This window comes from Vreelandella halophila (assembly GCF_019903425.1).
Classification (GTDB): domain Bacteria; phylum Pseudomonadota; class Gammaproteobacteria; order Pseudomonadales; family Oleiphilaceae; genus Halospina; species Halospina halophila.
Window position 1 is genome coordinate 284,481 of the sequence record NZ_JACHUZ010000012.1, and the last position, 21,484, is coordinate 305,964.

Consider the following 21,484-nt stretch of genomic DNA (forward strand, 5'->3'; position numbering starts at 1 on the left):
AGCGGTCGGTTCCGACCGACCGCTTTCCTTCCCTAACATCCTGACCACGGAGGAGCAACCCATGCCCATGTATGCCTACAGTTGTCCTGCTTGCGGCGATTTCGAAGCTTTTGTGCCCATCAGCGATCGCAACGATGACCAAAACTGCAAAACATGCGGAACATCCAGCCCACGCATCATTAAAGCACCTCGCCTATCCGCCCTCTCACCAACTCATCGCCGGGCTCATGAGACGAACGAACGAAGCCAACACTCGCCCTCTCACAGTTGTTGTGGCGGTCACCAAAACAGTACAGCTGCCCAAGCCGGTTCTGAGAACAGGAAAGCCACACCCCCACGTCAACCGCGAACGAAACGACCCTGGATGCTTGGGCACTAGTGCTGATCACCCGAGGCTTGTGATCCTCCTACAACGCCTCTCTTGGCCTCCAGATTCAAGCCACTTTGGACACTGAAATGCGTATTGCGAGGAGAACAGGATGTCCGACGACGACCTATCCGACGTACCAACAATGCGCGAGGAACTTGTCACGATCCTTGAGATGTCCAAGCTTCTTGAGAAGCCTCTGGATCCAGGAAATACCATTGAAGGTATCCTGCGGCTTATCGCCCAATTATGCGGGTTGAACTGCGGTCGTGTGGCCCTCCCGAACCAAACCACAGGGGCGATGGAAATCTATCACCACTATGGTCTCTCAGAAGCCAACGTCGAACATGGCCGATTTGATCTGAGGAAGGGGGAAGGCGTAACTGGTCACGTCATGCGAACCGGCTCAATCGGCCTAGTTCCGGACGTGGACGACGAGCCGCTCTTTGTCCGCCGCGTTACGGAAACCAGCGGCGTTACATCGAATGAACGACTTGCATTCATTGCCGTGCCCATCCTGGAAGCGGGCTCGCCAATCGGGGTTCTGTCTGTTCAGCGGGAAACGGATATGGCCCGGCCATTCCACCTGGACATCAGCCTGTTACGCGTGGCTAGTGCCATGATCGGACAGGTCCTGCGCATCAACGAATTCGTCGAGGAAAAGACCTCCCATCTTGTCCAGGAAAACCAAACACTGCGTAACACGCTCACCGCGGAGGAAATGGTTAACAATGGCGTAGCGCACGGTGTCATCGGCTCCAGCCCTACACTGATGGATGCACTTAAGCAGGCAAATCAGGTGGCAGATACAGAAGCACCGATCCTACTGCTGGGCGAATCGGGAACAGGTAAGGAAAAGTTTGCCCGAATGATTCACCAGCAAAGTTCGCGCAGCGAGCAACCATTCATCTCGATTAATTGCTCCGCGATCCCAGCAGACCTTCAAGAGGCCGAACTTTTCGGGCACGTAAAAGGTAGCTTCACTGGAGCTACAAGCGCAAAGTCCGGAAAGCTGACTTTAGCTGATGGTGGCACTCTTTTTTTGGATGAGATCGGTGACATGCCACTCAGCCTCCAGGCCAAACTCCTACGTACACTCCAGGAAAAGCAGGTTGATCCGATCGGGGCTACCCACAGCATCCCCGTGGACTTCCGGCTCATAAGTGCGACCCATGCTCCTCTTATGGATTACGTCAATCAGGGGCACTTCCGGCTCGACCTTTTCTACCGCATCAATGTCGTCCCCATCGAACTCCCTGCCTTACGCCATCGAGATGGAGATATTCGACGTATTGCTCTCCATCACTTGAATGAAATAAATCATCAGCACAATCGGAATGCAGTACTTAGCCGCGGTGCCCTTGCTCTATTGGAAAGCTTCCCATGGCCTGGCAATGTTCGCCAATTGATCAATGTCCTGGAGCGTGCGGTTCTGACTGCTGAGTCCAACCAGATCGATGACAGCCTGGTCCAAGTAATCCTTGCGAACGAGGGCGCTATCAATCTTCCCGAACGATCCAATCCAGAGGAGTTCCCTGACACCTTACCCACCACAAACACCTACCACGAGCATCATGATATACATGCAGGGCGGCGTTATGAGTGGGTCCGGCATGAGGAAGCTAAAAATATCCGGGAAGCTCTACACGAAGCGGAAGGTAACAAGACGCAAGCAGCCCAACTCCTCAATCTCACCGTGCGGCAATTGCGCTATCGAATCCAAAAATTAAATCTAGACCCATGATTTACGGTTCTTAGCGGGTTAGCCCGAAACCAAGCTAGCCCGGATTTCTCACGAGAAGGCAGTAAAAGGAAGGAAGAAGCGGCTTAAAGTGGTAGAATTTCAGGACCTTACACCAAAAACACACCACCAAAGCCGCTATCCAGAATGGTACCTGAAAAACTCGCCTTCTCGCCACTCGGTCCCGCCTCATTGAAGCCGATTTCTCCGGTGGCCACATCAGTTCCGACGCCGGATTATTGTTGCTGCGCGAAGTCGATAAATGCCATGGCCTCACCCGCCAGCTTGCTGGCGCATTGAACGATTCACGCATGAGCTCGAAGGTTCGCCACTCTCTGCCCTCGATGGTGGCCCAGCGGGTGTAGGGGCTGGCAGCCGGCTACGAGGACTTCAACGATCACCAGCAACTGCGCTTTGACCAGATCCTGCAAAGCGCCATCGGCCGGGATCAGGCCCTGGCCGGCGAGTCCACGCTGAGCCAGATGGAGCGCGGCGTGGATCGCCAGGCGGTTGTCGAGGCCCACCGGGTGCTGTGGCAGCAGTTCATTGACCAGCATGAGGCGCCACCCAAAGAGCTGGTGCTGGATTTTGATGGCACCGATATTCCTTTGCACGGTGAGCAGCCGGCCAAGCACTTTCACCGGTATTACGATCATCACTGCTATCTGCCGCTGTACGTGTTCTGCGGCCGCCACTTGCTGGTCAGCTACCTGCGCCCGAGCTATTACAGCGATGCCCGCCACAGCTGGGCCATCCTGGCGCTGCTGGTGCGTTTCATCCGCCAGCACTGGCCGGCTACCCGGATCGTGTTCCGCGGCGATGCCGGCTTCTATCGCCCGAGGCTGCTCGAATGGTGCGACCGCAACGGCGTGGACTACCTGGTCGGGTTCAGCAAAAACAATAAACTGCTGGATGAGGTCAAAATCCCGATGGCGCGGGTGCGCCACTATTACCGGCAAGCCGGGGAGAAAATGAGTGGCGTTTACCGCTTCCAGTATCGGGCTCGAAGCTGGAAACGTTCGCGCTGGATCGTCTCCCGGCTGGAGCATAGCGAACTCGGTGCTAACCCGCGCTTTATCATCAGCTCACGCTACGACGATGGCGCCAAACTCTATTACCAGCGGTACTGCGCTCGTGGCGACATGGAGAACCGGATCAAGGACCAGCAGCTGGATCTGTTCGCGGATCGTTCATCAAGTACCGACTGGTGGGCCAACCAGTGGCGGCTGTTGCTGTCAGGCTTTGCCTACACGCTGTTCGAGCGCCTGCGCCGGTATCTGAAAAACACTGTCTTCGAGCGCATGAGCATCCATAACCTGCGACTGAAGCTGATCAAGGTCGCGGCGGTAGTGATCCGCAATACCCGGCGTATCCGGCTGATGATCAGCGAGCACTATCCTTGGAAAGATGAACTCAGCCAGCTCGTTGGCCGGCTTGTCCCGACATAAATCCAACGGGCGCCCCCGGCCCGAACCAATGGGGAAGGGGGCAGTGTATCCAGAGCCGGCTCAGCGGTCAGAATCTGATCTAAGGCGAGCCCTGCGAGTCTTGGCCGGGGCGACTACACTGGCAGAAACACAGCCTCCGGGCATTCGTGAGAAATCCGGGCTAGGCTATGGCTCTAACCATCAAAAAGAGTGCAGTAGGAGCCAGCAATATCCCTAAGCCTGTATAGAACGTTGCAGTCATTGCTCCGTATGGCACTAAGCGTGCATCGGTGGCAGCAAGACCAGCGGCGACCCCACTGGTGGTGCCGATAAGCCCACCAAAGATCATTGCTGAACGAGGGTTATCAAGACCGATTATGCGTGAAGTCATCGGTGTAACAATCATGACCAGTATTGACTTAACTAGGCCGGCCGCGATCGATAGCGCAATGATTTCAGAACTAGCGCCCAACGTACTGCCAGTCACTGGCCCGACAATGTATGTCACTGTACCAGCCCCTACCGTTGTAATATCAACAGGGTCTGTGTAACCGAACCCAACCGCAATAATCCCTCCTGCGAGGAAAGAAACAATAACTCCGGCAAACAAAGCGACAACACCATGAACCCCCGCCTTCCGGATCTCGCTAAATCTGACCCCATAAGCCGTGGCGATGATCGCAAGATCACGAAGCATGCCTCCGCCCATTAATCCCAGTCCTGAAAAAAGAGTCAGGTCGGCTAAGCCATTTTCGCCGCCCGTAACGACACCTCCAATATAAGCCAGAAGCAATCCCAGAAGAATGGCTATTGCTGAGCCATGAAACTTACCGTTTGTAAATCGGACACTTAGCCAGTTAGACAGGTACATCGTTAGTCCAATTACAGCAAACGCCGCGATCAAATGGTATTCATCAAACAGTTCAATCAGAGATTCAAACATTTCTTACCCCCTCCGGGACCCGGCTGTATTACTGGCGACTGCGGTTGCAGGCTCATCCTGGCAATCCTGCTCCGGCTCCGGCTTCCCCGCAATTACGGGCACCAACGCCAGTCCTAGAACGACCGCCAAGACCCCCGCCAGCAATGACACCAACCCACCGCTAAATGCAGCTGCAACGTTTTGACTGGCTGCCATCGCCACTACGATGGGAATGTACATGGCATTCCAGAAAGTGATGCCGGACGACGTTGAGTCGGGTAGCTTTCCCCATTGATGGATGACATTCGTGACAAAGATGAGTAGAAGCATGGCGATGCCGACTCCTCCAAGATTGGCTTCGATTCCCAATACCTGGCCGAGAAGATCGCCTATTATCAATCCAAACATCATGCACCCTGCCAGCAGGGCGACTCCATAAATTGCCATGGCCGAATCCTCATATTGTTTTTGTGTAAATTTCTACCGTGTACTGGCTCTAAAACAACGGTTATTTCAATGCTCCGCCCAGGTCATACCCATGGGCGAAGTATCCTAAGATTTAATTTTGACATCCTCCTTCTGAAGGTAAGTATCGGCGTATGTATCCCGCATTTCCTTCTTCTGAACCTTTCCCATAACGTTTCGTGGAAGCCTGTCGACGAAGAACGCGCGCTTGGGCTGTTTATAACGGGCCAACTTATCGCTCAGACTTTCCAAAACCCTGTCCTCGGTAAGGGACGAGTCGGCCTCCGGTACAACCACCGCAGTAACCCCTTCTCCCAGATCCGGGTGGGCAACCCCGATAACCGCTGACTCCACCACTCCTGGCAGCTCATCAATAAACTGTTCGATCTCCTTGGGATAGACGTTGTAACCGCCGGAAATCACCAGATCCTTGTCCCGCCCGACGATCTGCAGATAACCCTGTTCATCAATACGACCCAGATCACCCGTGATGAAGAAGCCATCTTCACGGAACTCCTCCCGGGTCTTCTCCGGCATGCGCCAATACCCCTGGAAGACGTTGGGGCCCCGTACTTCAACCATACCGGTTTCTCCCTGCGCAAGTTCAACTCCATTCTCACGCTCGGTGATGCGCAACTCGACTCCTGGCAACGGCATCCCCACTGTCCCCGGTCGACGCTCGCCCTGATAGGGATTAGAAGTATTCATATTAGTCTCTGTCATACCATAACGTTCCAGAATCGCATGACCGGTGCGCGCCTCAAACTGTTCATGCGCTTCCACCAGAAGCGGCGCCGAACCGGACACGAACAGCCGCATATTCGCAACAACTTCACGATCCAGGCGGGGCGATTCAAGTAACCTGGTGTAGAAGGTGGGGACGCCCATCAAGACTGTCGCACGGGGCATCAAGTCAAGCAGCGTATCCACATCCAGCTTGGGTACAAAAGTCATGGAGGCGCCCGACATCAGCGTTACGTTGCAGGCCACGAACAGGCCATGGGTATGAAAGATCGGGAGCGCATGCAGTAAGTGATCATCAGACGTAAAACGCCAGGCTTCCACCAGGGAGTGACTGTTGGAGGCCAGGTTTTCATGGCTGAGCATCGCCCCTTTGGAGCGACCCGTAGTACCCGATGTATAAAGAATGGCTGCCAGATCATCAGCATCAAGCTCGGCAACATCACTTGTCGGCTCAGCCGCGTCGGCCCGTTCCATCAGAGTTCCGTCGGCGCTGGTTCCCAGGCTTTCAGCGTGAGTCACACTCCCATTTAGAGCGTAGGAACGCGACTGCTCCAGCCTCTCAGGCGTGCAAACGTAAAGTCGCGGTTCCGCATCTCCCAGAAAGTACTCAACCTCAGCATCGGTATATGCTGTGTTGAGCGGAAGGTAAACAGCACCAACCTGCAGGCAGGCCAGATACAGCATAAGCACCTGAGGACTCTTATCTACCTGGACGGCCACACGGTCACCACGCTGGACCCCGAGCTCAAGCAATGCCGAAGCAATACGTTGTGACACATCCAGAACATTCTGGTAGCAATAGCGTTCACCTTCCGGCGTAGCTATCAAGACTTTTCCCGGCTTCTGTTGAAAATGCGGCAGGAACTGCAGGTAGAGATTATTGTTCATTGGGGGCCTCCTTAAGGATTTTGTTGCAAGGGGACGTCAAACATCAGCCGATTCGGCCTGTTGCGTTTTTGCTCGGACTGCCTCACGTCGAATGTCGGGTGTGCAGATAACGGTGCCCTCACGACTGTAGGCTTCGTGGTTCTTTTCAATCTGGTCAAGCTGATAGCGATAATTGACCATCAGGCCATGCGCCTGGTGAAGTCCCTTGGACGAGGTATCACCGGGCCAGTTGATTTGGTGTAAGCTCGCTCCGTTACCCAGATGAAACCGTGCTACCGGGTCAAACGGTTGGCCGGCATGGTTCTTGGTATTGACCAGATAATGAGCAGCTTCGGCTCGTAATTCCGACTCCAACGACTGCTGAGCACGTGTGTCTTTGACCCACTCATTCGATTCGAGAGCAGACTCCGCAGCGGGAGAGAGCTGGCAGCGCCCCGTGCGCCGAGCTTTATCCAACCAGTTGGCAAACCCGGGCACGGGAGAGAGCGTGACGAACTGGGTAAGGCGGGGAAGCTCACGCTTGAGCTCTTGAACCACCTGTTTTATAAGGAAGTTTCCAAAGGAAATCCCCTTCAGTCCCCGCTGACAGTTACTGATGCTGTAAAAAACAGCGGTATCCACGTCAGCCAGAGAGAGCTCATTGTCACTTTCAAGAATATCCTTGATATTCTCGGCAACACCTTTGCATAGAGCGACTTCCACGAAGACCAATGGCTCATCACCGATGGCAGGATGGAAAAACGCATAGCACCGTCGATCTTGGGGATCGAGACGCCGGCGTAGGTCAGACCAGTCACGTATTTCGTGAACCGCCTCATACCGAATGATTTTCTCCAACACGGTTGCTGGAGTATTCCAGTCGATGCTTTCCAGCATCAGGAATCCACGGTTAAACCAGGACGTGAACAGGTGAACAAAATCAGCGTCGAGGGGGGCCAGCTCTGGGGAGTCTCGCAACAGGTTAAGCAAGTCAGAACGCATCTTGACCAGCTCGAAAGTACCACCCGGACAAAGATTGAGACGGCGCAGCAGTTCCTGGCGCCGTGGCTCACAGACATTGAACAGGCGCTGCAGGTTCGTGCTGCTCTCCTCTTCCCGATAGGCAGCATAGGCCGCGTGAACGTGACTTGGTTCAGCCGTGTACTGCTCCGTGAGCAGGGTAAAAAAAGCCAGACGTTCCGTAACATCAAGGCTGGCATAGTGTTCCAGTGCTTTCTGGGCCACCAGTATGCGAGACGCCTCACCCCCACCCTGCATCAGGGTATTGCAAGCAGACTCCAGTTTTTCCAGTGCGGAATCTGTGCGTTGTCTCCCGTCAGGGGGTGCATCGAGGGTATTCTCTCGAGAGCGCGTCACAATGCGTGAAAGAAGATCCTGCAGAAAACTCATGTTTAAGCTCATAATCGCGGCCTTAATAACCTGTAACGCTGCGTGCCTGCTGCAACACACAACCCCTCTGAAATATTTCAGATTAAGTTGTTATATATAAGTTATAGTGGCAAAATATTTATGAGTCAAGAAAAGGAACCTAAAAGCCGTTATGCCAAAGCCTTCCCAAGCGCAAAGACTTTGTAACCTGCTGGAGGACGATATCGTGGAAGGGCGTCTGCCGCCCGGTTCCCGACTAGACCCAGCAGCATTGGAAAAAAAATACAACTGCTCACGAACCCCTGTTCGCGAGGCAATTCAACAGCTGGCTGTATCGGGATTGGTGCAGGTATTTCCCAAGCGTGGCACCTTCGTGGCCAAGCTCGGTGTAATCGAGCTTAGCGAGCGCTTCGAAGTAATGGCGGAGCTCGAGGCATTGTGTGCACGACTGGCGGCACGGCGTATCACTGATGCGGAATTGACCGCCCTTCATCAGGTCCATGAGAAGTGTCGAGAGAAATCCGAGGAAGGGGACGTCAATGCCTACTATTACGAAAACAGCCTCTTTCACCAGTGTATTTATGAGGCCAGTCACAACACGTATTTAGCGCAGGAAGCGGCTAGGCTACATTCAGCTTTGCAACCCTATCGGCGAATGCAGCTCCAGGCTAAGCACCGTCTCGGACGATCGTTCCAAGAGCACCAGTCGATCGTTGACGCGATTGCGAATCGTGATGAAGATCTAGCTGCGTCACGCTTGCGTAATCATGTCATGCTTCAAGGCGAGCGATTTAACGATCTGGTGGCCACGTTACAGCGCATGAATCAACCCCAGCACGCATGAGCAGGGCGCGAACTTTGGTTTAACCCAGAAGAGCCCCTGATTGCCCGGTAGACCATCTCTGCTTGGATCACCCTGACTGTTCAGGGTGATCCTGCATCAACACTCACTGAACATCTTCGACCGAAGCTCCCGCCGCTCCGCCCTCAGCTTATTCCCCCGGGATCTCCGGATGCCTCGCTTTCCTCTGATGGGGCATTACGGAAGCAGTAGCGGCAAGTCACCGGTAGTTATCCAGCACCTGCTCATCAAGCACGCTACCCAGGGCCATGCCGGCGGACGCTTCGGTGGTACCACCCAACAGCCCTCCAATGATGGCCCCTGAAAGGCTGCCAACCGTGGCGCCAACGGGCCCAGCGAATAAGCCCAAGGAGACGCCATAAGCGGCACCGGAAGACGCGGCGCTGATCCCACCGACAGTGCCGGAACCCGCGCTGACCACTCCGGCGCCCTTCTTCACATAGTTGTTGCTGCCAATCCGGGTGGACTGCCAGCGCGGACATTCAAGTGGCATGATCAACTCCTCTGTCCGATCGATGGTGGAGGGGCTCCTGACGAATCGCATATATCAGCCCAAACAGGACTATCGAGGGCTTGCCACAGAGCCATAGCCTCCAAGGTTGCGTCTCAACTACTTCCTGCGAGGATTGACTTCCAGATGAGCACTACAAATATTCGCGGCAAGCTTTACCAGATGCCAAAAACGAAAGTGAAAAATTTTGAACGGTGAAAAACTCGCTTGAACAGGGATTAAGTGTGAACGACAAACCCCAAGACTCCAAGCTTCTGGTGTGGAGCAACCGTGCCATCATGCTCCTGCTTCTGATGTTGCTTACGGCAATCTCTCAATTCCCTGAAATGAGAGGGTTTTGGGAGGAGATGAATGTCTGCAACAGTGGTCTGTGCGGATTCACGGCAACCAGCCTCACGCACCCGCTTGTCCGCTATATCGCATATGCAATCATCATTGTTGCCATTGCCAAAGAGTGGATGATTACGCCCACAAGGAAGCGCGTGAAGATCAACCTCTGGATGCTGTTGGTGTCGGCCACCCTTTTCCTGACAATGATGCTGATTTTCAATCTGCCATTGCTTGAGATGGAGCCGATATAATCACTTCCGAAAAGCCTGCTATCACTAGCGGGATGGCAGGCGCCCGTACAGTGCACTCCTGAGAGCGGCTAACTTAATGACCCGAATTGTCTGCCTCTCCCACACCCACGGACTGCACCGCGGAGTGCCCGAGATGCCCGACGACGATGTGCTCATCCATGCCGGCGATTTCCTCGGCCTGAGGCGGAACCTGTCGGACTTCAATGATTAGCTGGGAGAACTGCCCCACCGACACAAGATAGTGATCGCGGGCAACCATGACTCGTTGCTGCAGGAGAGCCCGGAGCTGGCCCTGCCTGCCCTGTCCGATGCCTTCTATCTCCAGGACAGCGGCGTTGAGGTTGAAGGTATCGACATCAACCCACCCTTCTTACTGGACCTGTAGGGATCGGGGCAATCCCTACCTGTCGCGGATCCCACACTTGTTCCACCAATCCAAACGGCGAACAATGGCTCTACGGGGGATCAGGAATGACCCGTCGCATAACAAGGGACCGCAGGGAGAAAACCATGGAAATGACAGGGACCTTCCCCGAACTCTTAGACTATGAACGCTTTGCGCGCCAGATACCCAGTGCGCCGGGCTCAAAAGGGCGGTCACTCCGACGGCGAATCGTACAAAGTCTGGAGCACCAGATGTATCTGATCCAGGCTCTGGAGCCCGGCGTTCACGAGGGGCAGGACCCTGAGTTTCTCCACCAGTTCCGTGTGAACCTGCGGCGCAGTCGCGCCATTGCGGAAGCCCTGCAACGCGCCCTCGGCGCCCAATCGCTCAGGAAGGGGATCAAGGGGCTGAAACGCCAGGCTCGGGAAACGAGTCATCTGAGGGATCTCGATGTGTTCCTGGAGACCCTGGCTGTCTGGCGGGAGGATTCACGGATGCGGGCCACCATTACGGCATCTGGTACGGAATCCATCATTCGGGCCAGCCAACGCGCAGAGCATCAGCGACTGCGGAAAATCCTCGAGGGCGCGCGCTATCACAAGGGCATCGACCGCTGGCGCTCACTGGTGCGGGATGGCGCCATCGAGGACGCTGCGCGCCGCCTCAAGCGGAAACACATCACGAAAGCCCTTGAGGAACAGATCGTCGTCCACGACCGTCTGCTTGGTGCGCTGACCGAGGAATCGCCGGACGACGACATCCACCGCGTCCGAAAGTCGCTCAAACGGATCCGTTACCTGATCGAGCTGGATCCTGAGCACCTGGCCGGCGGCATCCGTAAACTGAAGTCGCGCCAGAAACGCCTGGGTCAATTTCAGGATCGCCACGTTCAGGTGACCTTACTGGAAGACATAGTAGCCCCGGAACTGGAAGCACGCCAGTTGAGCGCACTCGATGACCTTATTGCCGAAGTGCGCTCCGAAAAGCTGGCAGCCCGTGAGAGCGTACTGGCACTGAAGCCGCTTGGTTAGCGGATCTGGTGTCAGGCGTCCTTAGCCATTTCCCGTAACACAAACTTCTGCACCTTCCCGGTGGAGGTCTTGGGCAACTCCTCAAAGATCACTTTCTTCGGGGCCTTGAACCGGGCCAGGTGCTCGCGGCAGTAGCTGATGATGGCCTCCTCGCTCACTTCCCCGGCCTCAGGCTTGAGGGTGACAAAGGCACAGGGGATTTCACCCCATTTCTCGTCCGGACGAGCCACAACCGCTGCTTCCAGGACATCCGGGTGGCTGTAGATAACGCTTTCCACTTCGATGGTGGAGATGTTCTCGCCTCCCGAGATGATGATGTCCTTGAGCCGGTCCTTGATCTCGATGTAGCCGTCCTCGTGCCATACGGCCAGGTCGCCGGTGTGGTACCAGCCTCCACGGAAGGCTTCTTCCGTTGCTTCCGGGTTCTTCAGGTAGCCTTTCATCACCGTGTTGCCACGCAGGCAGATCTCCCCGACCGTTTCACCATCCCGCGGAACCGGTTCCATTGTCTGGGTGTCCGCCACCATCAGCCCCTGCAGCGTCGGGTAGCGGACGCCCTGCCGGGCCTTCAGCGCGGCGCGCTTTTCCAGGGGCAGATCATCCCACTCCGGTTTCCAGGCACAGACTGTTACCGGGCCATACACCTCCGTGAGGCCATAAACGTGTGTGATCTCAATCCCCATTGCCTCGACTGAACCAATTACACTGGCCGGAGGCGCGGCACCGGCGGTCATGGCCTGGAGCCGATGATTGATGCCCTCGTGGGCTTCTTCCGGGACACCCAAAAGGGTGTTCAGGATGATCGGCGCCCCGCACATATGGGTAACCCCGTGATCACGGATCAGCTCGAGGATCTTTTCCGCCTCCACACGCCGCAGGCAAACGTGGGTACCGCCCAGTGCGGTCACTGTCCACGGGAAACACCAGCCGTTGCAGTGGAACATGGGCAGGGTCCAGAGATAGACCGGGCGCTCGCCCATGGACCAGACCGCCTGGTTGCCCATGGCGTTCTGGAAGGCACCACGATGGTGATAGACCACGCCCTTGGGGTTGCCCGTGGTACCGGACGTGTAGTTCAGGGATATGGCATCCCACTCATCGTCGGGCAGCGACCATTCAAAGTCCGGCTCCCCTTCCCCGAGCAACGCCTCATAGTCCAGCTCAGAGATGGGCTCGCCTTCACCAAGTTCCGGGTCATTCACGTCCACCAGGAGGGGCGGTGTTTCAAGCTTAGTGACAGCCTCCCGGATCACTGGCGTGAACTCCCTGTCCACCAGCAGCACCTTCGCCTCGCCATGCTCCAGCATATAGGCAATGGCATCGGCATCCAGGCGGATGTTGAGGGTATTCAGAACTGCCCCGATCATGGGCACCCCGAAGTGGGCTTCCAGCATTTCCGGAATATTCGGCAGCATCGCGGCCACGGTGTCACCGCGACCAATACCGCGGCCCTCGAGAGCAGAGGCCAGGCGCCGGCAGCGGCTGTAGGTCTCCTGCCAGTCACGCCGGATATCACCATGGATGACGGCGGTGCTCTCGGGATACACATCCGCACTGCGTGCAATGAAATCGATGGGCGAAAGCGGGCTGTGGTTGGCTCCGGTCTGTGGCAGGGATTGATCGAAGATCGATGTCATGGTGCGTTCCTCGGGCGTTTCCGGGTGGGCGATACAGTTTGTCGTCAAAAAACTAACGATCCCGCACGCAGGAGAGTATTAGACAATGGTCGCAGAGCCGCCCCTGGGCGTGGAAGTACTTGCTGCTCTCTTCTTCGAACATTAGAAGCTGCAGACAGGGAGGCGTTCAACGAACTAAAACCGGATAACCTACGGCAGAATAACCTTAAGCTGGATTTGCAGCTCTCAGGAACACTTCCGGGAGGAGATGAACGTCTGCAACAGTGGTCTGTGCGGATTCACGGCCGCCAGTCTGACGCACCCCTTGATCCGTTATGTCGCATATACATCAAGTGTTGCTGTCATTGCCAAGGAGTGGATGATTACCGCTGTTGTGAAACGACTCAGGCTCAACCTTTGGGCCCTATCCGTATCGGCTGCCCATATCCGACGGCATCATCCTGCATATAGGTCACAGTACTTTGGTGAACAGGGATCGCCGGTCTATGGTTTCGCCCGCAACCATGAATTCTCCGTCTCCCCTGTAGTGCAGGGTTTCCGGACGTTCCGGTTGCGCAGCAACATGCGCCTTGACCACTTCGAAGATGAAGAAATTGTAGCTATCCACCAGAACATCATCGTGCAGCCGGCATTCGAAATGGGCGTGGCATTCGCCGATCAGGGGAGCGCCAACCCGGCTCGCGCTCTGCCTTGTCAGATTGAACTCAGCAAATTTGTCGATCTCCAGACCCGAACTGTTCCCAACCCCCACCACTGTATCGGTCAGGGCCGTAGTGGGCAGATTGATAACGCACTCGCGGCTCTGGCGGATCATTTCGTGGGTATGGTTGGCGCTGGAAATCATGCACCCGATCAACGAGGGCACGAATTCCATAACGGTATGCCACCCGAGCGTCATGATGTCGGTTTCGTTCTGCCATTTCGAGGACACCAGAACCACCGGGCCGGGCTCAAGGTATCGCCGTACGTCGGTGACGGGGAAGTCCGGCTTGTCGCTGTCCGTCGTCATACAACCAGCTCCTGCGGGTTACCGATGAAACACCGACATGGCTGCTGGCCCCGCCGGCGATAGGACCTATCGCGAGCGGGGCTCGCTCCTAAACGGGACCAGAACCGTCATTAATTGGTCGGTTCATCCTCCGCTTTTGGCCGCTCCACCAGCTCCAGCCTCCCGATCGAGTCCCGGGCCAGCGCTTCGATGCTCTCCTTGGAGAAAGCATCCACACGGATGGTGTCGTACATGGCGGCCATGGCCTCTGAGACCTTCTCGCGCTCGCTGTCGTCCAGCAGATCCCGCTCCTGGGCCCAGTCGAGGAGTTCCTCGCGTTGGTGGCCGAGCAGCATCTCGATGTCCTGCAGCTCATCCGGGTCGGACTTGCGTATGGCATCGTTGATGCGCTTGCGCGCCGGCTCGGTATCACGGGCCAGGCGCAGAGCATGGAGAATGCGGCCTACCGGGTCCTCCGGCTCTTCGGTCTGATAGACGCCACGTGGGATCCGCTCCTTGGCGCCCCCTTCCTTCACGATGCTCAGTGCCACGCGCTGGCCCAGCTGATCGTCCGGCTGACGCAGACGCACACCCAACGGGAACACCAGCACCTTCAGCGGCCAGCGCAGGGGTTTGACCGGGAAGTTAGTCACGGCCGCGTAGAGCGCTGTCTGGATGTCGTAGAGAGAGCGCTGCAGGCTCCACTCAACCACATCCCGCATCTCCTCGTTATAGCCTTCCTCATGCCACTGCTTGATGGAGGCGGAGGCGTAATAGAGTCCTACCAACGCATCCGTCATGCGCCCTGTGAAGCGCTGGCGCCCCTTGAGGCTGCCCCCGAGGGTCAGCAGGCCCACGTCGGTCAGCACGGAGAAGGCGGAGGCGAACCGCGACAGCTGCTGGTAGTAACGCCGCAGCCCACCCTCGCTGGGTGTTGGATGCACAAGGCCACCGGTCAGCCCCAGAACCAGGGAGCGCAGTACGTTGCGGCTGGTGTGGGCGATGTGGGCGAAGAAGACGCCATCAAACTTCTGCACCGCCTTGCCGGAATCCTCCATGCCGGCGGCCTCGATCTCCTGCACGATATAGGGGTGGCAGCGGATCGCGCCCTGGCCGAAGACCATCAGGCTCCGGGTCAGGATGTTCGCCCCCTCAACCGTGATGGCGATGGGGATGGCCTGGTAGATGCGGGCCAGGAAATTACGCGGCCCCTTGATGACGCCACGCCCGGCCACGACGTCCATGGCGTTGGTCACGACCTTGCGCATCAGGTCGGTGTTGCGGTATTTGAGCAGCGCCGAGGGCACGGAGGGCTTCACGCCACGATCCAGCATGCCCGAGGTGAAGACCCGAGCGCTGTCCATCATCCAGGTGTAACCGGCCATGGGTTCCAGTGCTTCCTGGACCCCCTCGAAGTCGCTGATGGAGCGGCCGAACTGCTCACGCACCGAGGCGTAGGAGCCGGTGGTCAGGCAGGCCATCTTGCCGCCGCTGGTACCCAGTGCCGGTAGTGAGATGGAACGCCCGATGGACAGGCACTCCAGCAGCATGCGCCAGCCCTGGCCGATCATCTCGCGCCCGCCGATGACCTGATCCAGCGGGATGAACACATCCTCGCCCCAGGTCGGCCCATTCATGAAGACGGTGTTCATGGGCAGATGCCGCGGGCCGTGGTTCACGCCCTCGGTGTCCGCTGGAACCATCACCGTGGTCACGCCCAGGTCGTGTTCCTCACCCAGCAGGTGCTCCGGGTCATAGACCTTGATCGCCAGCCCGATCAGCGTCGCCACCGGCGCTAGGGTGATGTAGCGCTTGTTCCAGGTGACCTTCATGCCCAGCACTTCCTGGCCATTCCAGTAGCCCCGGCAGATCACGCCCCGGTCCGGAATGGCGCCGGCATCCGAGCCGGCCACGGGCGATGTCAGGGCAAAGCAGGGCACCTCGTCGCCCTTCGCCAGGCGCGGCAGGTAGTACTGTTTCTGCTCATCCGTGCCGTAGTAGGTAATCAGTTCGCCCGGCCCGAGGGAGTTCGGGACCATCACGGTGACCGCGGCGGAGACGCCCCTGGAAGCGATCTTCATGACCACCTCGGAGTGCGCGGTGTTCGAGAACCCGAGCCCGCCGTGCTCCTTGTCGATCACCAGGCCAAAGAAGCCCTTCTCCCGGATGAACTTCCAGGCTTCTTCCGGCAGGTCGTAGCGCTCATTGGTAATGGACCAGTCGTCCAGCATGGCGCAGAGCTCGTCCACGGGGCCGTCAATGAAGGCCCGCTCTTCTTCGGTCAGCTTCGGGTGCGGTAGATCCAGAAGGTGGTTCCAGTCCGGCCGGCCGGAGAACAGCTGGCCGTCCCAGTCCACGCTGCCGGCGTTGAGCGCCTGCTGTTCCGTGTCGGAGAGCGTGGGCAGCATGCCCCGGACCATGCCCAGAAGCGGGCTGCTGATGAGACTGCGGCGCAGTGGTGATGGGATGATGACCACCAGCGTACCCAGGAGCAGCACGGTTCCGATGAAGACACTCAGCCAGTGCCAGCTGTCCAGCCAGAAGCCGATGCCCGTGGCAATGACAAGCCCGATGGTGCCGAGCCACCAGTTCGCCCCGAGATAGAGCAGAACCAGCCCGGCAAGCAGCAGTAGAAGAACACTCATGGTCACCTCCTTTTCATCCGTATACCGCACCCTTGCGGTGGATACGAACCACCATAAGCCCATCCCGGCACCTGTAAAAGGACTTTTATCAACGTCCTGCTTAACCTCGCCGGGTATTGCGCACTAGAATGGCCTTACAGTTAGTAAGGGAAAGGATTTCTCCCCATGGCATGGTACGCCCTACAGCACAAACCGGCCCAGGCGGCTCGCGCGCTGGCGAACCTGGAGAACCAGGGGATCGAGTGTTTCTTCCCCGAGATTGACGTGGAAACCATCCAGCAGGGAAAACGCCGGATGCGGCGGGAGCCCCTGTTCCGGGGGTACCTGTTCATCAATCTGGAGCTGACCGATCCGGTCTGGCACAAGCTGCGCTCCACCCGGGGTGTGGTGCGGGTTGTGAGCTTCGGCAACCGGCCGGCGCCCATTGCCGACGAGGTCATCGAGGGGATCCGGGAGGGGCTGGAATCCGCGGCCGAGGCCGGCGGCATCCACAAGGGGGACAAGCTGGAGATTCTGGAAGGACCCTTCCGGGGCCTGAACGCCGTCTTCCAGGAATACGACGGGGAAACCCGGGCGATGGTGCTGATCGATTTCCTGCAGAAACAGCACCGGGTGTCCATGGACCTGGACCAGGTTCGACCGGGCTAGCAACCGTTATCTAGGCGGTCACACTGCGCCCGCCATCCACGTTCAGAACCTGCCCGGTCACATAGGGCGCATCGCAGGCCAGCCAGGCCACGGCACCGGCAATATCATCCGCCTCACCGGTGCGGTGCAGCGGCACCTGCTGCAGGATCGCCTGCTGCTCTTCCTCCGGCATGGCGCCACCCCCCTCGCCTTCCGGCCACAGGATTGCCCCGGGGGCTACCCCATTGGCCCGTACCAGCGGCGCCAGATCCCGTGCCCAGGAGCGCGTCAGCGAAGCCAGCGCAGCTTTCGTCGCACAGTAGACCGGATGGTCCGCCAGCGGGCGCTCGGCATGGACGTCGATCAGGTTGATGATACAGCCGCGCTGCAGCTTCAGTTCCCCGGCAAGGGCCTCAAGCAGAAGCACGGGAGCGCGCAGGTTGGTATCCATCAGGCGCCCCCATTGCTCCATGCTCAGCTCCCCCACCGGCGTGGGGAAGAACTCGGAGGCATTGTTAACCAGCACATCCAGCCGGGACCAGTATTCCCGCGCCTGGCGCGCCAGCGCCTGGATCGCCTCCGGGTCCCGCAGGTCCGCCTGCAGTGCCACGGCTGAACCGGCACGCTCGGCATTCAGCTCCGCCACCAGCGCTTCCGCATCATGCGCCCGGCTGCGGTAATGCACCACCACCCGGTACCCCCTCCCATTCAGGGCTCTTGCCGTGGCCGCGCCCAGCCGCCTTGCCGCACCGGTCACCAGGGCCACGCCACCGTGCTCATTCATGATCCGCTTCTCCCTCAATCACCTGTTCAATCGCCTGTTGCCGGCGGGCCCCAATAGCCTCACCCAGCGCCTTCCCCTGGTAGCCTTCCTTCATCAGGGCCTGGGGATCCACGGCCGCGGCTCGGGAACGGGCTTCTCGCACCCGGCCCGCCGCCTGAGCATCCAGTCCACAGGCTTCCATCACCATCAGCAGCTGCTCGAAGCGCTCCGGGCGCCGCCAGGCGTCCGCCTTTTCCAGGAGCTCCTCCACCCAGTCCGCGCTCAATGGTCTCGGCCAGCGCGGCAGTGCCGCCGAACTCACGGCAATGTCCCGGCAGCTGTTGGGCACCCTCAGCCGTTCACTGAAAGCCTGTGCGGTGTTCGCGTCCAGCGGCGCGACCAGGGCGCCAAAGCGCACCTCGGTGGCCTCACTGATGCCCACCGCACGCACCAGGGCAGCCAAGCCCTTTTCCAGCACCTCTTCCGGGGAGGCGATCTCCGGCATCACCACAGCCAGGGCGCCGCAGGCTTCCAGGACCTCAAAGAAGACCCGGGGGCGCGCTTCGTGAAGGGCCCGCCGTGTTTCCTGCCAGACCCGTTCAGGCACCAGGTGATCCACCTCGCCATCGGCCACCATGGAGCGCATCAGGGTCATGGTCTCCACCGCCACCTCGAACCCCATGGGGGCGAGACGCGCAGCGAAACGAGCCGTTCGCAGGATGCGCAGCGGGTCCTCCGCAAATGCGGGAGAGACGTGGCGCAGTACCCGATCAGCGATATCCCGCTCACCCCCGAAGGGATCCACCAGATGCCCCTCGGCATCCCGGGCCATGGCGTTGACGGTCAGGTCCCGGCGTTTGAGGTCTTCCTCGAGGGTGACGTCCGGTGCACTGTGCACCTCAAAGCCATGGTAGCCATGGCCGCTCTTGCGCTCGGTGCGGGCCAATGCGTATTCCTCGTGGGTCTCGGGATGCAGGAAGACGGGAAAGTCCGCCCCCACCTGCCTGTACCCGGCTGCCAGCATCTGTTCGGGCGTGGCGCCCACCACTACCCAGTCTCGGTCCTTCACCGTCTGGCCCAGAAGCCAGTCGCGCACCGCGCCGCCCACTTCGTAGACCTGCATCAAATGCCTCCCTCAAAACCAAGCTGACGCCAGGCTTCATAGACGACTACGGCGGCCGCGTTGGAAAGGTTCAGGCTGCGTCGCTCCGGCATCATCGGCAGGCGCAGCACCTGCCCTTCCGGCAGGCCGGTCAGGACCGTTTCAGGCAGACCGCGCGTCTCGGGGCCGAACATCAGGGTATCGCCGGGCTGAAAGGCCGCCTGATGATGGCCTGTCATGCCCTTGGTGGAGATACCAAACAGGCGCCCCGACCGGATGGCATCAGCCTCCAGGAAGGCGTTGTAGTCATTATGAACGGTCACGCTGGCGTACTCCCGGTAGTCCAGACCGGCCCGTTTCATGCGCCGGTCATCCAGTTGGAACCCCAGGGGCCGGATCAGGTGCAGCCGGCAGCCGGTGCTGGCCGCCAGCCGCATGATGTTGCCCGTGTTGGGCGGGATCTCCGGCTCATAGAGCGCGATGTTGAGCATTCAGCGCTCAACGGCCAGGGCCACGCCCATGCCGCCGCCGATGCACAGCGTTGCCAGGCCGCGCTGGACCTCGCGCCGGCGCATCTCGTGCAGCAGGGTCACCAGGATCCGGCAGCCGGAGGCGCCGATGGGGTGCCCGAGGGCAATGGCACCGCCGTTGACGTTCACGTTGTTCGTGTCCCAGCCGAGATCCCGGTTCACGGCAATAGCCTGGGCGGCGAACGCCTCATTGGCCTCGACCAGTTCCAGCTGATCCATGCCCCAACCAGCGTTGTCCAGCGCACGGCGGGTGGCGGGGACGGGACCGGTGCCCATGATTTCCGGCGCTACCCCGGCATTGGCGTAACCCCGGATAGTCACCAGTGGCTCAAGGCCCAGCTCTTTGGCCTTCTCGGCGGAACAAACGACCACGGCCGCTGCCCCATCGTTCAGTGCCGAGGCATTCCCCGCCGTCACACCGCCCTCCTTCTGGAAGGCCGGCTTCAGGCCGGAGAGCCCTTCCGCCGTTACACCCGGGCGGGGGTTCTCATCGGTATCCACGACCTTGGGATCGCCCTTGCGCTGGGGAATGCTCACCGGGACGATCTCATCGCTGAAACGCCCTGCATTGATGGCCGCTTCCGCCTTCTGCTGGGAGGCAGCAGCGAATTCGTCCTGTTCCTGGCGGGTGATGCTGTACTCGCGGGCGATATTCTCGGCGGTGACGCCCATGTGGTAATCGTTGAAGGCGTCCCAGAGGCCGTCCTGGATCATGGAGTCGATCAGCTGCCAGTGTCCCATCTTCTGGCCGTTACGGCTGTTGGGCAGGACGTGCGGGGCCTGACTCATGCTTTCCTGGCCGCCGGCGATGACCAGGTCCGCGTCGCCGCAGCGGATCGCCTGGGTCGCCAGGTGCAGGGACTTGAGGCCGGAACCGCAGACCTTGTTGATGGTCATGGCCGGCACTGACTCAGTCAGGCCACCCCCGATGGCCGCCTGGCGCGCGGGATTCTGGCCAACACCGGCGGTCAGCACCTGGCCGAGGATCACTTCGTCGACCTGCTCCGAGGTAATGCCGGTCTCGCTCAGCAGCTGACGGATCACGGTGGCCCCGAGCTGGGCCGCGCTCTGGCCGGCCAGGTTGCCCCCGAAAGTGCCCACGGCGGTACGCCGGGCCGCTGCAATGACAACGTCACGCATGATTGTGTGCTCCTGTTTCCCCTGTTTTGGTCCAAGTTTACCAGATGGCGGGCCGCTTAGGCCTGATACGGCATTGCACCAGTCATAGTGACTGGACGAGAATAAACACCTTTCAGATTCCGGCACCGATTGAGGAAGGATCCAGCGTGAGCGAGCACATTGTCTGGCACGACCACAAGATCTCGCGCACCGAGCGCGCCACCATCAAATGCCAGCATCCCTGCCTGCTGTGGTTCACGGGGCTGTCGGGCTCGGGCAAGTCGACCATCGCCAATGCCCTGGACGTAGCACTCTACAAGCAGGGCTACCACACCTTCCTGCTGGATGGAGACAATGTCCGCCATGGCCTTAACCGGGACCTGGGTTTCTCCAACGAGGACCGGGTGGAAAACATCCGCCGCATCGGCGAGGTGAGCAAGCTGTTCGCGGACTCCGGGCTGATCGTCCTCAGCGCCTTCATCTCGCCCTTCGCCAGCGACCGGCGGCTGGTGCGCAACATGTTCCCCGCCGGTGAGTTCATCGAGGTGTTCATGGACACCCCGCTGGCCACCTGCGAGGAACGCGATCCCAAGGGCCTTTACCGCAAGGCACGCAGTGGCGAGATCCATGACTTCACCGGGATTGACTCCCCCTATGAGGCCCCGGCACACCCGGAGATCACACTGGACACCTCCAACCTGAGCGTCGATGCCTGCGTGGAGAACCTGCTGTGCTTTCTGAAAGAACGCGCACTGCTCAAGCCCGGGGGTGATGCCTGACC

The 21,484-nt window shown here is 58.9% G+C and carries 21 protein-coding genes and 1 pseudogene; 10 read left to right on the top strand and 12 right to left on the bottom strand.

The window, feature by feature from the left end; genetic code table 11:
• The first annotated feature begins 67 nt into the window (after positions 1-67).
• The 3 genes and pseudogenes from H4I92_RS17120 to H4I92_RS03865 all read left to right on the top strand — a co-directional run bounded on the left by H4I92_RS17120 (position 68) and on the right by H4I92_RS03865 (position 3,556).
• Positions 68-379 (top strand): zinc ribbon domain-containing protein, encoded by a 312-nt coding sequence (locus tag H4I92_RS17120; protein WP_422821971.1) that lies wholly within the window; start codon positions 68-70, stop codon positions 377-379.
• A gap of 100 nt (positions 380-479) precedes the next feature.
• Positions 480-2,111, top strand: a complete 1,632-nt coding sequence (locus tag H4I92_RS03860) for a sigma-54 interaction domain-containing protein (RefSeq protein ID WP_077529342.1) — start codon at positions 480-482, stop codon at positions 2,109-2,111.
• A 144-nt stretch (positions 2,112-2,255) separates the two neighbouring features.
• Positions 2,256-3,556: pseudogene (locus H4I92_RS03865) on the top strand (IS1380 family transposase).
• Positions 3,557-3,716: 160 nt separating this feature from the next.
• Here the strand turns inward: H4I92_RS03865 and madM are convergent.
• The 4 genes from madM to H4I92_RS03885 form a co-directional block, all read right to left on the bottom strand.
• Positions 3,717-4,478 (bottom strand): malonate transporter subunit MadM, encoded by a 762-nt coding sequence (gene madM, locus H4I92_RS03870; RefSeq protein ID WP_077529343.1) that lies wholly within the window; start codon positions 4,476-4,478, stop codon positions 3,717-3,719.
• 3 nt (positions 4,479-4,481) lie between these two features.
• Complete coding sequence (madL, locus tag H4I92_RS03875) at positions 4,482-4,904, bottom strand: malonate transporter subunit MadL (RefSeq protein WP_077529344.1); 423 nt, start codon at positions 4,902-4,904, stop codon at positions 4,482-4,484.
• 105 nt (positions 4,905-5,009) lie between these two features.
• Positions 5,010-6,554, bottom strand: a complete 1,545-nt coding sequence (locus H4I92_RS03880) for a malonate--CoA ligase (protein ID WP_077529345.1) — start codon at positions 6,552-6,554, stop codon at positions 5,010-5,012.
• A 36-nt stretch (positions 6,555-6,590) separates the two neighbouring features.
• On the bottom strand, positions 6,591-7,943 hold the full coding sequence (locus tag H4I92_RS03885) for a malonyl-CoA decarboxylase (RefSeq protein WP_077529346.1): 1,353 nt from the start codon (positions 7,941-7,943) through the stop codon (positions 6,591-6,593).
• A 151-nt stretch (positions 7,944-8,094) separates the two neighbouring features.
• On the opposite strand from H4I92_RS03885, the gene H4I92_RS03890 reads away from it, so the two are divergent.
• A complete protein-coding gene (locus tag H4I92_RS03890) occupies positions 8,095-8,766 on the top strand; it encodes a GntR family transcriptional regulator (protein ID WP_077529347.1) in 672 nt (223 codons plus the stop codon).
• Positions 8,767-8,983: 217 nt separating this feature from the next.
• Here the strand turns inward: H4I92_RS03890 and H4I92_RS16810 are convergent, their stop codons facing one another.
• A complete protein-coding gene (locus H4I92_RS16810; RefSeq protein WP_077529348.1) occupies positions 8,984-9,277 on the bottom strand; it encodes a hypothetical protein in 294 nt (97 codons plus the stop codon).
• 242 nt (positions 9,278-9,519) lie between these two features.
• Between H4I92_RS16810 and H4I92_RS03900 the strand changes: the two genes are divergently transcribed.
• From H4I92_RS03900 to H4I92_RS03910, 4 genes are all read left to right on the top strand, one after another.
• Positions 9,520-9,876 (top strand): hypothetical protein, encoded by a 357-nt coding sequence (locus tag H4I92_RS03900; protein ID WP_077529349.1) that lies wholly within the window; start codon positions 9,520-9,522, stop codon positions 9,874-9,876.
• 76 nt (positions 9,877-9,952) lie between these two features.
• On the top strand, positions 9,953-10,087 hold the full coding sequence (locus H4I92_RS16815; RefSeq protein ID WP_262411492.1) for a metallophosphoesterase family protein: 135 nt from the start codon (positions 9,953-9,955) through the stop codon (positions 10,085-10,087).
• A gap of 30 nt (positions 10,088-10,117) precedes the next feature.
• Positions 10,118-10,261, top strand: a complete 144-nt coding sequence (locus H4I92_RS03905; protein WP_179105619.1) for a hypothetical protein — start codon at positions 10,118-10,120, stop codon at positions 10,259-10,261.
• A gap of 251 nt (positions 10,262-10,512) precedes the next feature.
• Positions 10,513-11,292, top strand: coding sequence for a CHAD domain-containing protein (locus tag H4I92_RS03910; RefSeq protein ID WP_179105620.1), 780 nt, complete (start codon positions 10,513-10,515; stop codon positions 11,290-11,292).
• A gap of 11 nt (positions 11,293-11,303) precedes the next feature.
• Here H4I92_RS03910 and H4I92_RS03915 read toward each other — a convergent pair whose 3' ends face one another.
• From H4I92_RS03915 to H4I92_RS03925, 3 genes are all read right to left on the bottom strand, one after another.
• Entirely contained in the window at positions 11,304-12,929 is a 1,626-nt protein-coding gene (locus H4I92_RS03915; RefSeq protein ID WP_077529352.1) for an acyl-CoA synthetase, read from the bottom strand.
• A gap of 451 nt (positions 12,930-13,380) precedes the next feature.
• Entirely contained in the window at positions 13,381-13,938 is a 558-nt protein-coding gene (locus H4I92_RS03920) for a flavin reductase family protein (RefSeq protein WP_077529353.1), read from the bottom strand.
• A gap of 110 nt (positions 13,939-14,048) precedes the next feature.
• A complete protein-coding gene (locus H4I92_RS03925) occupies positions 14,049-16,562 on the bottom strand; it encodes an acyl-CoA dehydrogenase (protein WP_077529354.1) in 2,514 nt (837 codons plus the stop codon).
• 165 nt (positions 16,563-16,727) lie between these two features.
• On the opposite strand from H4I92_RS03925, the gene rfaH reads away from it, so the two are divergent.
• Positions 16,728-17,210, top strand: coding sequence for a transcription/translation regulatory transformer protein RfaH (gene rfaH / locus H4I92_RS03930; RefSeq protein WP_077529355.1), 483 nt, complete (start codon positions 16,728-16,730; stop codon positions 17,208-17,210).
• Positions 17,211-17,220: 10 nt separating this feature from the next.
• Here the strand turns inward: rfaH and H4I92_RS03935 are convergent, their stop codons facing one another.
• From H4I92_RS03935 to H4I92_RS03950, 4 genes are read right to left on the bottom strand one after another with little or no spacing between them, the layout of a single operon-like run.
• Positions 17,221-17,973, bottom strand: a complete 753-nt coding sequence (locus H4I92_RS03935; protein WP_077529356.1) for a pteridine reductase — start codon at positions 17,971-17,973, stop codon at positions 17,221-17,223.
• Positions 17,966-19,075, bottom strand: coding sequence for a tRNA nucleotidyltransferase/poly(A) polymerase-related protein (locus H4I92_RS03940; protein WP_077529357.1), 1,110 nt, complete (start codon positions 19,073-19,075; stop codon positions 17,966-17,968). Before H4I92_RS03940 ends, H4I92_RS03935 begins: the two co-directional genes overlap by 8 nt.
• A complete protein-coding gene (gene trmL, locus H4I92_RS03945) occupies positions 19,075-19,545 on the bottom strand; it encodes a tRNA (uridine(34)/cytosine(34)/5-carboxymethylaminomethyluridine(34)-2'-O)-methyltransferase TrmL (protein ID WP_077529358.1) in 471 nt (156 codons plus the stop codon). The genes H4I92_RS03940 and trmL overlap by 1 nt, the downstream gene beginning before the upstream one ends.
• Positions 19,546-20,724 carry an acetyl-CoA C-acetyltransferase gene (locus H4I92_RS03950; protein ID WP_077529359.1) on the bottom strand — a complete coding sequence of 393 codons (1,179 nt, stop codon included), beginning with the start codon at positions 20,722-20,724 and terminating at the stop codon, positions 19,546-19,548.
• 146 nt (positions 20,725-20,870) lie between these two features.
• Here H4I92_RS03950 and cysC point away from each other — a divergent pair, with 146 nt between their 5' ends.
• Entirely contained in the window at positions 20,871-21,482 is a 612-nt protein-coding gene (gene cysC / locus H4I92_RS03955; protein ID WP_077529360.1) for an adenylyl-sulfate kinase, read from the top strand.
• Positions 21,483-21,484: the final 2 nt, after the last annotated feature.

Excerpts from the sequence above, each read along its gene's own strand:
- H4I92_RS17120 (WP_422821971.1), top strand. The coding sequence starts at position 68 with ATGTATGCCTACAGTTGTCCTGCTTGCGGCGATTTCGAAGCTTTTGTG.
- H4I92_RS03860 (WP_077529342.1), top strand. The coding sequence starts at position 480 with ATGTCCGACGACGACCTATCCGACGTACCAACAATGCGCGAGGAACTT.
- madM (WP_077529343.1), bottom strand. The coding sequence starts at position 4,478 with ATGTTTGAATCTCTGATTGAACTGTTTGATGAATACCATTTGATCGCG.
- madL (WP_077529344.1), bottom strand. The coding sequence starts at position 4,904 with ATGGCAATTTATGGAGTCGCCCTGCTGGCAGGGTGCATGATGTTTGGA.
- H4I92_RS03880 (WP_077529345.1), bottom strand. The coding sequence starts at position 6,554 with ATGAACAATAATCTCTACCTGCAGTTCCTGCCGCATTTTCAACAGAAG.
- H4I92_RS03885 (WP_077529346.1), bottom strand. The coding sequence starts at position 7,943 with ATGAGTTTTCTGCAGGATCTTCTTTCACGCATTGTGACGCGCTCTCGA.
- H4I92_RS03890 (WP_077529347.1), top strand. The coding sequence starts at position 8,095 with ATGCCAAAGCCTTCCCAAGCGCAAAGACTTTGTAACCTGCTGGAGGAC.
- H4I92_RS16810 (WP_077529348.1), bottom strand. The coding sequence starts at position 9,277 with ATGCCACTTGAATGTCCGCGCTGGCAGTCCACCCGGATTGGCAGCAAC.
- H4I92_RS16815 (WP_262411492.1), top strand. The coding sequence starts at position 9,953 with ATGACCCGAATTGTCTGCCTCTCCCACACCCACGGACTGCACCGCGGA.
- H4I92_RS03910 (WP_179105620.1), top strand. The coding sequence starts at position 10,513 with ATGTATCTGATCCAGGCTCTGGAGCCCGGCGTTCACGAGGGGCAGGAC.
- H4I92_RS03915 (WP_077529352.1), bottom strand. The coding sequence starts at position 12,929 with ATGACATCGATCTTCGATCAATCCCTGCCACAGACCGGAGCCAACCAC.
- H4I92_RS03920 (WP_077529353.1), bottom strand. The coding sequence starts at position 13,938 with ATGACGACGGACAGCGACAAGCCGGACTTCCCCGTCACCGACGTACGG.
- H4I92_RS03925 (WP_077529354.1), bottom strand. The coding sequence starts at position 16,562 with ATGAGTGTTCTTCTACTGCTGCTTGCCGGGCTGGTTCTGCTCTATCTC.
- rfaH (WP_077529355.1), top strand. The coding sequence starts at position 16,728 with ATGGCATGGTACGCCCTACAGCACAAACCGGCCCAGGCGGCTCGCGCG.
- H4I92_RS03935 (WP_077529356.1), bottom strand. The coding sequence starts at position 17,973 with ATGAATGAGCACGGTGGCGTGGCCCTGGTGACCGGTGCGGCAAGGCGG.
- H4I92_RS03940 (WP_077529357.1), bottom strand. The coding sequence starts at position 19,075 with ATGCAGGTCTACGAAGTGGGCGGCGCGGTGCGCGACTGGCTTCTGGGC.
- trmL (WP_077529358.1), bottom strand. The coding sequence starts at position 19,545 with ATGCTCAACATCGCGCTCTATGAGCCGGAGATCCCGCCCAACACGGGC.
- H4I92_RS03950 (WP_077529359.1), bottom strand. The coding sequence starts at position 20,724 with ATGCGTGACGTTGTCATTGCAGCGGCCCGGCGTACCGCCGTGGGCACT.